The organism is Thermotoga sp. Mc24 (assembly GCF_000784835.1).
GTDB lineage: Bacteria > Thermotogota > Thermotogae > Thermotogales > Thermotogaceae > Thermotoga.
Genome location: NZ_JSFH01000009.1, coordinates 73,721 through 87,095, shown reverse-complemented (window position 1 = coordinate 87,095; position 13,375 = coordinate 73,721). Strand labels below are relative to the sequence as shown.

Below are 13,375 nucleotides of genomic sequence, written 5' to 3'. Positions count from 1 at the left end.
AACACGAAATCACCTGTTGAGCACCAGAAGTTCCACGAATTTCCCAGTAGTGTAAACATACGACAGGATCGAGATAACTACAAGAGCAGGAAGATGCATTCCAAAGAGAGAAAAAACGAATACAACGAACAACCTAACATCCCTGGAGGCAAAACCGGATAGCTTTCCGACGAGAGCCGGGTGGGTACCAAACACCTTCCCAACACTGTGAAGGTAACTCACCATGAGAGAACCGCTGACGGCAAGAACTGACCAGAGGAGTAAGGAAAGAGAGGGACCATCTTTCAAGCAACCGTAAAGAGACAGCCCAAGAACGGCCAGTATATCCACGAACCTGTCCAACATCGTATCGAAAAAAGCCCCCCAGTTTGAAGACATGTTTCTTGCGCGTGCGAGCTCTCCATCCACTCCGTCCAGAACAGAAGAGACCTGAACAAGAATTCCTGCGATCCACGGAAGCTTGAGAAGATAAAACGGAAACGCGAGAACACCAACAAGAAAGCTGATGAAAGACATCTGGTTGGGTGTTATCTGCCAGTTTTTTTCGAGAATGAGATTTGTGATCCTTGAGGAAAATCTCCTGTTTATCAGAGAAGAAATCCACCCATCGGTGGATTTTCTCAGCATGCCACTCCCTCCTTTATTTTTTTCATCAACTCGTAGACTTTCTCGTTAAGATCATCGGAAGAATCTATTTCTGTCCACAGAGCATTTCCAAAATCGAACACCTTAACGATCATTCCCGTGTCAACTGCCTTCTGCAGCACATGGTACAGAGAAATTTCCTCAGTCCACGAAAAACTCTCCTTGAGCCTGTACACCTCTTTCGTCATCACAAAAACACCTGTATCGAAATAGTTGTACTCATTGATTCTCTTTCCGATTTTAACGATCCGATCTTCATTTACCAGAACTTTACTCGCCTCTTCAGGATCTATCAGGTCACTTCTCTTACTCACACCGAGTTTTATATGGAATTCATCCTCACTGAAAGCACTTTTCAGTGCCTCAGGTGGAAAGAGAGAATCGCCACACGAGAGAAAGAATTTCTCGCTCTCCACGTAAGGTTCACTCAGGAAGAAAGAATACGCGTTGCCGAGTTCCACCTTTTTGTTCTCAACGACAACTCCCTCAACACTCAGATCATTCAGAACCTTCTCTCCAAGATCTCTGTAGCCCTCTGAGACGACAAGAACGAATCTTTCAACACCGTTTTTCATCAGGGAGATCATTGGATACTTCACGAGTTCACAACTGTCGAACCTGTAAAAGACCTTCGGAACGTCTCCGGTAACCGATCTGAGTCTTTTTCCAACTCCGGAAGCCAGCACAACGGCCTCTCTCACAGAATCACCCCCACGAAAAGAAATGAGGGGCTCAAGCCCCTCACAGCCACTTCGGTTTCAATCCCGCCCAGATTCTCATCTTCTCGTAAGCGATGATTCTTGGGATGTTCTTTTCTTCCGCCGGTCCCGGGTTTTTCATGTAGAAGGCGTTCACTGGGTAGACCGTTCCGAACTCCTTCCTGTCGAGTGCGATCTTTCCGAGTCTCACAAGGTCAACAAGGAGACCTCCAAGAGCCGGGCTGTCGTTTATTCTTCCGTTTATCATGAGCTCATCTGTAGCACCGTTGAAACTCACGTACTCGATGTGAATGGCTATGAACTTTTTATCTCCAAGTGGTTCAAGATACCCTGTAGGTTTTATGTAATGCGGTGCATCGTAACCGAGAATGTCCTTCACTATACTGGACTTGGTGAATTCTTTACTCTTGTTCTTTCCATCGTCTGTGAGCGCTAGAAAGTCCATGTTTCCTCCTATGTTGAACTGCGCAACATCTTTGACGTACCTGTTTCTCTGGGCAAGATGGCTGAGAACGTCCGCTGTGAACGGTGTGGCACCGGTAGCACCGTCGTCTCCGAAAACGACGAGGTTGTTCTCTTTCGCGAGCTCAACGAAAGCCGGGTCGTTCGCTATGAAGGTCGGAATAACGTTCACAAAAGCCGCCCCTCCACGCTTGTTCGCGTACAGAGCCGCCGCGTAAGCGTACACCTGAGTTGCAGTGAGTCTCTCTTTGTCGTTGTTTTCGATAGCTTTCAGAAGATCTTCTTTGTTCCCGAAGGGTATGAAAGCCTCCGTGGTACAGGTGTTCACGATCACATCGGGATCGAGTTCTGTCCATTCCTTGACAAGAGTGTCAACCGCTTCCTTCAGAGTCATGCTGTCTTCGAGACCTTCAGCTTCGATGGGGAGGTTCCTCACGCTTCCAAGGTGTACTCCTTTGCGAATCTCAGGATCACTCGTCAGCGAGTCAACATCGTTCCAGTACTGCTTCACCACTTCGCTCAGTTTCTTTCCAATCTTCGCTCTGTCCACGTCGTAGCTTCCCACAATCTTGATGTCTTTAAAGTCGATGGGAAGTTCCCTTGCAAGGGGCACTCCGTAAGGTTCTATTTCCCCTTTCCTGAGCTTTTCAAGTCCGGCAACGAATGTACTGGCAACGTAGCCCTGTCCGAGGATCAGGACCTTGACCATGCGTTTCACCTCCTTAACTTTTATTCGCGGATTTTATCTGGAAGAAAAACATTGTATGGAGGGATTAGATTAAAAGCCAAGTCTATTATATCACGTTTTTACAGTCATATATTTCAAGTGCTTTACCAATAGTTTTCTTTTTAGTGAATCAGTTTGTTTACAAAACTTGTGAAGTAGGTAACAACATATATCACTCCCTTGACTTCTCCTGAAAAATAGTGAAAAATATAACGTGAAAAGGTTCACGATTTGAAAGGAACGATGGACATGATTGTGAGAGTATGTATGGGGAGTTCTTGTCATTTGAAGGGATCTTACGAGGTTGTCAGGAGATTTCAAGAGCTTCAAAAGAAATACAACTTCAAGCTGTACGGTTCATTGTGTTTCGGAAACTGCTCTCAGGGAGTCTGCGTTGAAATCGATGGACAACTGTTCAGCAGAGTAACTCCTGAAAATGCTGAGGAAATTCTAAAGAGGGTGCTTCAAAATGGCTGAACTCATATTCTCGAGAGAAACGGATTGCAGATACTGCTACAAGTGCTTGAGAAACTGTCCTGTTAAAGCCATATCTTTCAAATCGGGAAAATCAACAGTTTTAGAAGAAGAATGTGTTTTTTGCGGGTTATGTTTAGATATCTGTCCTCAGAATGCAAGAAGCTATCGGAAAGACGTTGGAAGATTTCTGAGTTTGTCCAGACCGTTTCTTGTTTCCATAGCACCGTCGTTTTTCGCTTACTTTGAAAATCCTCTGAGAGTTATCGGTATTTTGAAAGAGATGGGTGCTGTGGTTGTTCAGGAAACAGCCGTGGGTGCGGAGATCGTTTCCAGAAGGTACGAAGAGGTCTTTGAAAAACACCCTGGTCCCCTCATAACAACTGCCTGTCCCGTGGTTGTTAATCTCGCTGAGAAACATTTTCCTAATGTTTTGAAATATTTTGCACCTGTTGATTCTCCTCTGATGGCGCACGCGAAGTTTTTGAAGACACGATACGGTGACTTCCCAATTGTGTTTGTTGGACCATGCATAGCAAAGAAATCCGAAAGCGACCTCGTTGACGTTGCACTCACCTTCGAAGAACTCGAGGAGATCCTCGAAGAAAGAGAAGGAAAAGAAGCTCTTCCGGACGGTCCGTATCCAGACAGGGCTCGGTTTTATCCGACAACGGACGGTATAGGCTACACCGTTTCTGTCCCATGGGAAAAAAAGCTCGTGGTTGAAGGTATCGAAAACCTGATGAGAGTCTTTTCCAGGATAGATGAATACAAAAGTGTTTTCATAGAGGCTTCCGCATGCTACGGCAGCTGTTTGAACGGACCTGTGATGAAGAAAAAAAGCAACGGAAAAGAAAGGCTTCTTGAATGGCAGAAGAAACTCCCAAAAGAACCGAAGGTGAATCACCTCAAGATCGATACCTTCAGGAGCTACAGAAACAAGTCCAGGAACGTGGAAGTTCCAGAAGAGGAAATAAAAAAGGTTCTCGTGTCCATAGGAAAAGACGATCCGTCCAAAGAGTTGAACTGCGGTGCGTGTGGATACGATTCGTGCCGTGAAAAAGCCAGGGCCGTGGTCCTTGGAAAAGCGGAAAAGGAGATGTGCTTTGTGTACCTGCTTGATCTGGTCAAATCTTCCAGTTACAGAGTCGTTGAAGAATCTCCAAACGCTGTATTCGTTTTGAAAGACGAAAAAGTGATCTACAGAAACAGGGTAGCTGGGGAACTGATCCAGAAGGATCCTGGGATCCTGGAATGTGCGAAGGGCTCTGTGGGAGAAACTCTCAACATCGAAGGGAAGAGATTCTTCTTTGTGAAGGAATTTTCTCTCGAGGATGGAGAAGAAGTCATCATGCTAGTGGATATTACGCAGGAAAAACTGAAAGACGAAGAGCTCGACAAGGTAAAAAAGGAAACACTCAGAAAGGTCGAAGAAATGCTGAACAAACAAATGAGAATCGCTCAAGAAATTGCTGGGATACTCGGTGAATCCATCGCGGAAACCAAGAGCAGTTTCATGGAGCTGAAGAGGTTCATGGAGGGAGAAAATGCTGACCTGTGATGTCTTTTTTGCCTCGAAGAACAAAAAAGGCGAAGAGGTGTGTGGAGACTCGATAAAGGTCAAGAGAGAGAGTGAAAAAATAGTGGTCAGCGTTTCCGACGGACTGGGAAGCGGGATAAAAGCGAGTATTCTCTCAACTCTCACATCAACCATAGCCTCCACGATGCTGATAAAAGGTCTTCCTGTAGCAGATGTGTTCAGAACGATCCTCGCGACACTCCCCATTTGCAGAGTAAGAAAAATCAGCTACTCCAATTTGTGCTCCGTGGTGTGCGACTTCAAAAACAATACCTGCACCGTCGTCGAATACGAGTTTCCGGTTGTGATGCTGTTCAAAGGAGAAAGAAGGGTCTTTCCTGAGAAACAGGGACTCGAGATAGAGGGAAAAAAGGTCTTCGTGTGGCAGTTTCGATCTGAAGCTGGAACTCTACTCTTTCTGGCAACGGATGGACTCTCTCAGGCGGGAATGGGAACGGATCTTTTTCCACTGGGTTTCGGTGTGGAAAACATAGAAAAAGAGATGAAGCATCTTCTGAAAAACCACGTTTCTCCCGAAAACATCGTCAGGCACTTTGTAAAGCTCGCAGAAAAACTGGACCAAGAAGTGAGAGGGGATGATACACTCGTTGCTTGCTTGAATTTCCGAGAAAAGCGCATTCTGAATCTGTTCGTCGGACCACCTGAGGACAGAAAAAAAGACGAAGAGTACGTGAGAACGTTTCTCAGCCTTCCTGGAAAAAAGATCGTTTGCGGAGGAACAACAGGTCAGATCTTTGAAAGGGTTACAGGAAAGAAAGTTGAGATCGATCTGTACACCCTCTCGGAAAACTCTCCGCCTGTTGGATACATGGAAGGAATCGATCTCATGACGGAAGGAATCGTCACCCTGACTCAGGTGTTCAGGTACCTCGAAGGGCAATCGGACGAACTGGGGTACGGTGCAAAATTCATCGTCAAAAGTCTTCTGGAGGCCGATGAAATCAACTTCTTCGTTGGAAGGGCAATAAACCCGGCTCATCAGAATCCTCTGTTCAGCCACGATATCTCTTTGAAGTTCAGACTGGTCAAGGATATCGCTCAGATCCTTCGAGAAAGGGGAAAAATAGTGAACGTTCAATACTGTTAGGAGGTGTTGGCGTTGGAAAGACACTTCGAAAAGGTCGAAGAAATTTTGAAGAAATACGGTTACAAGAGAGAGAATCTGATAAAGATCCTCCTCGAGATCCAGGAGATCTACAGGTACCTTCCGGAGGATGTGATCAACTACGTGAGCACCGCTATGGGAATTCCTCCCGCAAAGATCTACGGAGTGGCGACTTTTTACGCTCAGTTCTCTCTGAAACCAAAAGGAAAGTACGCGATCATGGTGTGCGATGGGACTGCCTGTCACATGGCAGGATCTCCAGAAGTACTCAAAGCAATCGAAGAAGAAACGGGTCTCACTCCTGGAAACGTCACGGAAGATCTCATGTTCAGTCTCGATCAGGTTGGATGCCTCGGAGCCTGCGCGCTCGCACCGGTCATGGTGATAAACGGTGAGGTCTATGGAAACCTCACGGCCGATAAGGTGAAAGAAATCCTGAGAAAAATAAAAGAGAAAGAGAGGGAGAGCGCCAATGTTTAAGAACGCGAAAGAGTTCGTCCAGTACGCAAACAAACTGAAAACCCTGAGAGAGAAAAAACTGAACGGTGTCTCTATATACGTCTGCGTCGGAACTGGTTGTACTGCGAAAGGTGCTCTCAAAGTTTACAGCGCTTTCGAAGAAGAGCTCAAAAAGAGAAACCTCCTCGGACAGGTCACGCTGGAAAAGATCGATGATGACAAAGTCACGTTGAACAGAACAGGGTGCTGTGGAAGGTGTTCTTCCGGTCCCCTCGTGAAGATCATGCCCTACAGGTTCTTCTATTCAAATGTTGTACCCGAAGATGTCCCGGAGATCGTGGACAGAACCGTCCTCAAGGGTGAGCCCATAGAAAGACTCTTTCTGACGGATCCCCTCACGGGAGAAAAGGTTCCCAGAATAGAGGACACCACGCTTTTCAAAAACCAGGATTTCTACATCATGGAAGCCATAGGTGAGTCCGAGTGTGACAGTATAGAAGACTACATCGCACGGGGTGGATACGAGTCTCTCGTCAAAGCCCTCACTTCAATGACACCGGAAGAAATCATAGAAACGGTGAAGGCATCCGGTCTCAGAGGAAGAGGTGGAGGAGGATTTCCAACAGGTCTCAAATGGGAATTCACCAGAAAAGCGCAGGGTGATATAAAATTCGTCGTCTGCAACGGTGACGAAGGAGATCCCGGAGCGTTCATGAACAGAACCCTCCTCGAGAGAGACCCCCATCTCGTTCTCGAGGGAATGATAATAGCGGGTTACGCGGTTGGTGCACAGAAGGGATACGCTTACATAAGGGCCGAGTACCCGTTTGCAGTCAAAATGTTCAAAAAAGCCATAGAAGATGCCAGAAAACTCGGTCTTCTTGGGGAAAACATACTCGGTACTGGATTCTCTTTCGACCTCGAGGTGAAGGAAGGTGCCGGCGCGTTCGTCTGCGGTGAAGAAACAGCACTGCTCGCTTCCATAGAAGGGAAAAGAGGTATGCCCAGACCAAAGCCACCGTTCCCGGCTCAATCCGGTCTCTGGGGTAAACCCACCCTCATAAACAACGTGGAAACATACGCGAACATACCAAGAATACTCAGAGACGGTGTGGAAAACTACAGAAAACGCGGAACGGAAAACTCACCGGGAACCAAGATGTTCTCCGTTGCCGGTCCCCTCAAAGCCACCGGTATCATCGAAGTTGAATTCGGCACCACCTTGAGAGATATCATCTACAACATATGTGGAGGATTCGTTGAAGGAGAAGAGTTCAAAGCGGTTCAGATTGGAGGACCGTCCGGAGCGTGTCTTTCCGAAGATTTCATCGACATGCCCCTCGATTACGACACACTGAAAAAAGCTGATGCGATGGTAGGATCCGGTGGAATAGTCGTGATTACAAAGAAAACGTGTATGGTAGAGGTTGCAAGGTTCTTCCTCGATTTCACCAAGAGGGAATCCTGTGGAAAGTGCGTGCCGTGCAGGGAAGGCACCATGCAGGCGTACAACATATTGGAAAAGTTCACCCACGGAAAAGCTACATACGAGGATCTCAAAGCTCTCGAACACCTCTCAAAAACAATAAAGACCGCTTCTCTCTGTGGGCTCGGAAAGACCGCTCCCAACCCCATTCTCAGTACCCTGAAGCTCTTCAGAGAGGAGTACATTGCACACATCGAAGGAGAATGTCCAAGCGGAATGTGTACGGCGTTCAAGAAATACGTCATCAACCCGGATATCTGTAAAGGCTGTGGACTCTGTGCCAGATCCTGTCCACAGAACGCCATAACCGGAGAAAGAGGAAAACCGTACACGATAAATCAGGAGAAGTGTGTCAAGTGCGGTCTCTGTGCGAGTAAATGTCCGTTCAAAGCCATAGAGCTTGTCTGAGGAGGGAAGAAAAATGAAAATTTACGTTGATGGAAAAGAAGTTATCATAAATGACAACGAGCGTAACCTCCTTGAAGCGCTGAAGAACGTGGGGATAGAGATTCCGAATCTGTGTTATCTTTCGGAGGCTTCTATATATGGAGCCTGTAGAATGTGTCTTGTGGAGATCAACGGTCAGATCACCACTTCCTGTACCCTGAAACCGTACGAAGGTATGAAGGTAAAAACGAACACCCCCGAAATATACGAAATGAGAAGAAACATCCTCGAACTCATCCTCGCAACTCACAACAGGGACTGCACCACCTGCGATAGAAACGGAAGCTGTAAACTTCAGAAGTACGCTGAAGACTTCGGCATAAGAAAGATCAGATTCGAGGCTCTCAAGAAAGAACACGTCAGGGACGAATCCGCTCCGGTAGTGAGAGATACATCCAAGTGTATTCTCTGCGGTGACTGTGTTCGCGTGTGTGAAGAAATTCAGGGAGTCGGTGTTATCGAGTTCGCAAAGCGCGGTTTTGAAAGCGTTGTGACAACCGCTTTTGATACTCCCCTCATAGAGACGGAGTGTGTGCTCTGCGGACAGTGTGTAGCCTACTGTCCAACGGGAGCTCTGAGCATCAGAAACGACATAGACAAGTTGATCGAAGCTCTTGAAAGCGACAAGATCGTGATAGGAATGATCGCACCTGCGGTGAGGGCTGCGATTCAGGAAGAGTTTGGAATAGACGAAGACGTCGCAATGGCGGAAAAACTCGTCTCTTTCCTGAAAACGATAGGCTTCGATAAAGTCTTCGATGTGTCGTTCGGAGCAGACCTTGTCGCCTACGAAGAAGCCCACGAGTTCTATGAAAGACTCAAAAAAGGAGAAAGACTTCCACAGTTCACCTCATGCTGTCCCGCATGGGTGAAGCACGCTGAGCACACCTATCCTCAGTACCTTCAGAATCTCTCGAGCGTGAAATCACCTCAACAGGCACTCGGTACGGTGATAAAGAAGATCTACGCAAGAAAACTCGGTGTTCCCGAAGAAAAGATCTTCCTCGTTTCGTTCATGCCGTGTACCGCTAAAAAGTTCGAAGCAGAAAGAGAAGAACACGAAGGAATCGTTGACATTGTCCTCACAACAAGGGAACTCGCTCAACTCATCAAGATGAGCAGAATAGACATAAACAGAGTAGAACCCCAGCCGTTCGACAGACCTTACGGAGTGTCTTCGCAGGCGGGTCTCGGTTTTGGAAAAGCCGGTGGGGTCTTCTCCTGTGTTCTTTCTGTGTTGAACGAGGAAATCGGCATAGAAAAAGTCGATGTAAAATCTCCGGAAGATGGCATCAGGGTAGCGGAAGTTACACTCAAAGATGGTACGTCTTTCAAAGGAGCTGTCATATACGGTCTTGGTAAGGTGAAGAAGTTCCTCGAAGAAAGAAAAGACGTGGAGATTATCGAAGTAATGGCCTGTAACTACGGATGTGTGGGTGGGGGAGGACAGCCTTACCCGAACGATTCCAGAATCAGAGAACACAGGGCAAAAGTGCTAAGAGACACCATGGGAATAAAATCTCTCCTCACACCCGTGGAAAACCTCTTTCTCATGAAACTCTACGAGGAAGATCTGAAAGACGAACACACAAGACACGAAATTCTCCACACCACCTACCGACCGAGGAGAAGATACCCGGAAAAAGATGTGGAAATACTGCCCGTTCCAAACGGCGAAAAGAGAACGGTGAAAGTCTGTCTTGGAACCTCCTGTTACACGAAAGGATCTTACGAAATACTGAAAAAGCTCGTTGATTACGTCAAAGAGAACGATAGGGAAGGAAAAATAGAAGTGCTGGGAACGTTCTGTGTGGAAAACTGCGGGGCTTCTCCGAACGTGATCGTGGATGATAAAATCATAGGTGGTGCCACTTTTGAGAAGGTGCTGGAGGAGCTTTCGAAAAATGGCTGAGATGATACATCTTCCAAGATCTACCTTTGAAAGGTTGAAGATGTACCGAAAAGTTCTGGAAGCGACAAAAAAACCTTACATCTCCTCTGATGAGATCGCAAGATTCCTCGAAATAAACCCGGACCTCGTGAGGAAAGACTTTTCCTATCTCAAATGTCAGGGAAAGCCCAGGGTCGGCTACGATGTGGAAGAACTCAGAAAAGAACTCGACGATCTCTTCGGAGTGAACAACACCACTAACATGATCATTGTAGGAGTAAACGACCTTGCAAGTGCTCTGTTGAGTCTGGACTTTTCAAAAGCCGGTGTGAAAGTCGTGGCTGTGTTCGATACAGAGAAAGAAAACGTGGGGAAGTTCATAGGAGAATTCGCTGTCAGAGAATTGGACGTTCTGGAAAGGGTCATCAGAAGGTTTGATGTGGAGATAGCAGCATTGTGTGTGCCAAAAAACAGAGCGCAAACCACAGCCGAATTTCTTGTCGAAAAGGGAATAAAAGCCGTATGGAACTTCACGGGAGTTCATCTCGATCTTCCAGAAGGTGTCATAGTCGTGGATGAGGATCTCACCCAGTCTCTTCTCACAATAAAACACCTTCTGAAGAAGTGAAAAACATCTTGAAAAGATAAAAAGGGGCGTTCAGCCCCTTCTTTACATTATCATGGTATAATTCCAGTGCTAAGTTAATCCTCAAAAACATTTCAACAGGGAGGTTTCAGATATGAGAAGTATCGCCTCTAAATTCTTGGTAATCGGTGTGGGTGTTGTGCTGGCTTTCTTTGTAACACAGTACATCCTCGTGAACACAACCGTTTACAACGCTATCATGAAGAAGAAAAAGGATGAAGCAAAACACCTGGTTGAAACGGTCTATGGCATCCTGGAGAGAGCCTACGAAATGGAACAGAAAGGAGAACTCACAAGAGAGCAGGCACAGAATCTGGCAAAGTCCCTCATAGGAAAGATCAGGTATGACGACAACAACTACTTTTGGATCAATGACACATATCCCAGGATGGTGTTTCATCCCATCAAACCAGAACTGAACGGTCAGGACCTGAGCGACTACAAAGACCCGAACGGTGTGTATCTGTTCAACGAAATGGTGAAAGTAGTGAAAGAAAAGGGAGAAGGATTCGTTTTTTATTCGTGGCCCAAGGCAGGAAGTGACAAACCAGAACCCAAGATCTCTTACGTGAAACTCTTCGAGCCTTGGGGATGGATCGTTGGAACTGGAATATACGTGAGCGACGTGAAATCAATAGTTGGAGAACTCATATTCGAAGATATAATAATAATTTTGGTAATAGGAATCACGGTGATATTGTTAGTTCTCTTCTTCGGAAGAGTGCTTTCGGGAAAGACAAAAGCTGTTTTGACTGCCCTTGAGAAGGTATCGAATGGAGATCTATCCATCTCTGTTGATATAAAATCGAAAGACGAATTCGGTTTCATAGCACAAAAATTGAACGAAACCGTTGAAAATCTTAAGGATATGGTGCGGGAAATCGATAAATCCCAGGACGAAGTGGAAAGGATCTCCGAAGAACTCTTTGCCCTCTCACAGCAACTTCGAAGTGCCCTCGAGGAGATTGCAAGGGCGTCCGAGACGATCAGCAGGGAAGTTCAGAACGCTTCCGCATCTATAGAGGAAGTTACATCTGGATCCGAAGAGGTCGCCGCCAACTCCCAGAACATCTCCAAACTCATCCAAGAGATCTCAGAAAACGCAGAAAACATTTCAAATTTCGCAAAGAACGGTCAGAAAGTCCTTGAAGAAGCCGTTAGAAAAGTGGAAGACGTTTCGGAAAACTCCAGAACGACTGCCGAGGTTGTCCTCAAGGTAACAGAAAGTGCAAGAAGCATAGAAGAGATTGTGAGGACGATACAGGGCATAGCAGAACAGACGAACCTTCTTGCCCTCAACGCAGCCATAGAGGCAGCAAGGGCTGGAGAAGCAGGAAGAGGATTTGCTGTGGTTGCCGATGAGATAAGAAAACTTGCAGAAGAGAGTCAAAGAGCAACGGAGGAGATCAGTCAGATCCTTGAGAACATCAGAGAAGGTGTGGAAAGAACGAACGAGATGTCAAAGGAAAACGTTGAAATCACAAAAGATGCAAGAAAACTGGTAGAAGAGTCCTACGAAAACTTCAGCCAGATCGTATCCAAAATAGAAGACCTCGCTGCAAGAATCGAAGGAATTGCTGCAAGTGCTCAGGAACTCAGTGCTGCCTCTGAAGAAATGAGCAGTGCACTCGATGCAGTTGCTAAGACAACCACAACGGTTGCAGACGAGGTAGAAGAGGTGTCCACTAACATCACAGAACAAGAAAAGGCTGCTAAGAGAATAGCAGATGTTGGGACAGAACTAAAGAAACTCTCTGATGAATTGAAAGAGGATGTGAAAAGATTTAAAATTACAGAAAATAAATAACACAGGCAGGGTGAAACTACATCGTGATTTTTGTAACTATATTGACACAAAACAAAGGGTTTGTTATAATTCACCACAGAGCATAACAAAAAAGTAAATAATTGGGGTTTAGAGAAAAAGAGACCCCCCAGTATGTATCCACTCATGGATACTGCTGGGGGGTTAAATATTTTACATAAGAGAGGTTTGGAAAATGTCTGTGTATCTAGCAGAGTTTCTTGGTACAATGCTCCTCACTATCTTAGGAGATGGTGTAGTAGCAAACGTAGTATTAAAGAAATCAAAGGGACACAACTCTGGCTGGATTGTGATTACTACGGGCTGGGGCCTAGCTGTTGCTATGTCGGTCTATCTAGTTGGAAGAATCAGCGGTGCTCACATCAACCCTGCTGTAACCATTGGATTAGCATTCATTGGTCAATTCCCATGGTCAAGAGTTCCTGGTTACATCTTCTCGCAAATTCTTGGTGCTTTTGTTGGTGGAATATTAGTATACCTCGCTTATCTTCCTCACTGGAAAGAAATAGATGATCCTGATGCAAAACTTGGCGTCTTCTGTACAGAACCAGCTGTCAGGAAATATGGAGCTAACCTTTTGACAGAAATTATTGGAACAATAGTGCTACTTATGGGTGTTCTCGGAATCGGAGCCAACAAACTTGCAGACGGTTTGAATCCACTACTGGTTGGTTTCCTTGTGTGGAGTATTGGTCTTTCATTAGGCGGTCCAACAGGTTATGCGATAAATCCTGCTAGAGATTTCGGACCACGATTGGCACATGCCATCCTTCCTATCCCTGGGAAAAGAGATTCGGATTGGAGCTATTCATGGATTCCAATAATAGGCCCTATAATTGGGGGTATTCTAGGTGCGAGCCTTTATAACTGGTTATTCTGATATTAATCT

At 46.0% G+C, this 13,375-nt stretch carries 12 protein-coding genes; 9 read left to right on the top strand and 3 right to left on the bottom strand.

The window, feature by feature from the left end; genetic code table 11:
* Positions 1-9: 9 nt before the first annotated feature.
* Genes MC24_RS04600 through MC24_RS04590 form a run of 3 tightly spaced genes read right to left on the bottom strand, consistent with a single transcriptional unit; the run spans position 10 to position 2,535 of the window.
* A complete protein-coding gene (locus tag MC24_RS04600; protein ID WP_004081659.1) occupies positions 10-627 on the bottom strand; it encodes a CDP-alcohol phosphatidyltransferase family protein in 618 nt (205 codons plus the stop codon).
* Entirely contained in the window at positions 621-1,346 is a 726-nt protein-coding gene (locus MC24_RS04595; RefSeq protein ID WP_038052970.1) for a sugar phosphate nucleotidyltransferase, read from the bottom strand. The genes MC24_RS04600 and MC24_RS04595 overlap by 7 nt, the downstream gene beginning before the upstream one ends.
* 40 nt (positions 1,347-1,386) lie before the next feature.
* On the bottom strand, positions 1,387-2,535 hold the full coding sequence (locus tag MC24_RS04590) for an inositol-3-phosphate synthase (RefSeq protein WP_012896474.1): 1,149 nt from the start codon (positions 2,533-2,535) through the stop codon (positions 1,387-1,389).
* A 267-nt stretch (positions 2,536-2,802) separates the two neighbouring features.
* Between MC24_RS04590 and MC24_RS04585 the strand changes: the two genes are divergently transcribed.
* The 9 genes from MC24_RS04585 to MC24_RS04545 all read left to right on the top strand — a co-directional run bounded on the left by MC24_RS04585 (position 2,803) and on the right by MC24_RS04545 (position 13,366).
* On the top strand, positions 2,803-3,030 hold the full coding sequence (locus MC24_RS04585; RefSeq protein WP_012896473.1) for an NAD(P)H-dependent oxidoreductase subunit E: 228 nt from the start codon (positions 2,803-2,805) through the stop codon (positions 3,028-3,030).
* A complete protein-coding gene (locus MC24_RS04580) occupies positions 3,023-4,588 on the top strand; it encodes a [Fe-Fe] hydrogenase large subunit C-terminal domain-containing protein (RefSeq protein ID WP_011943844.1) in 1,566 nt (521 codons plus the stop codon). The genes MC24_RS04585 and MC24_RS04580 overlap by 8 nt, the downstream gene beginning before the upstream one ends.
* A complete protein-coding gene (locus MC24_RS04575) occupies positions 4,575-5,714 on the top strand; it encodes a SpoIIE family protein phosphatase (protein WP_038052968.1) in 1,140 nt (379 codons plus the stop codon). Before MC24_RS04580 ends, MC24_RS04575 begins: the two co-directional genes overlap by 14 nt.
* Positions 5,715-5,726: 12 nt before the next feature.
* The gene (gene nuoE / locus MC24_RS04570) at positions 5,727-6,212 is read left to right on the top strand and encodes an NADH-quinone oxidoreductase subunit NuoE (RefSeq protein ID WP_011943842.1); all 486 of its coding nucleotides are present in this window, start codon (positions 5,727-5,729) and stop codon (positions 6,210-6,212) included.
* Positions 6,205-8,085 (top strand): NADH-ubiquinone oxidoreductase-F iron-sulfur binding region domain-containing protein, encoded by a 1,881-nt coding sequence (locus MC24_RS04565; RefSeq protein WP_011943841.1) that lies wholly within the window; start codon positions 6,205-6,207, stop codon positions 8,083-8,085. Before nuoE ends, MC24_RS04565 begins: the two co-directional genes overlap by 8 nt.
* 13 nt (positions 8,086-8,098) lie before the next feature.
* Entirely contained in the window at positions 8,099-10,036 is a 1,938-nt protein-coding gene (locus tag MC24_RS04560) for a [Fe-Fe] hydrogenase large subunit C-terminal domain-containing protein (protein WP_038052966.1), read from the top strand.
* Positions 10,029-10,643: a redox-sensing transcriptional repressor Rex gene (locus MC24_RS04555; protein WP_038052963.1), complete on the top strand. Its 615-nt coding sequence runs from the start codon at positions 10,029-10,031 to the stop codon at positions 10,641-10,643. The genes MC24_RS04560 and MC24_RS04555 overlap by 8 nt, the downstream gene beginning before the upstream one ends.
* Positions 10,644-10,755: 112 nt before the next feature.
* On the top strand, positions 10,756-12,468 hold the full coding sequence (locus tag MC24_RS04550) for a methyl-accepting chemotaxis protein (RefSeq protein ID WP_038052959.1): 1,713 nt from the start codon (positions 10,756-10,758) through the stop codon (positions 12,466-12,468).
* 193 nt (positions 12,469-12,661) lie between these two features.
* Positions 12,662-13,366 carry an MIP/aquaporin family protein gene (locus MC24_RS04545; RefSeq protein ID WP_038052956.1) on the top strand — a complete coding sequence of 235 codons (705 nt, stop codon included), beginning with the start codon at positions 12,662-12,664 and terminating at the stop codon, positions 13,364-13,366.
* Positions 13,367-13,375: the final 9 nt, after the last annotated feature.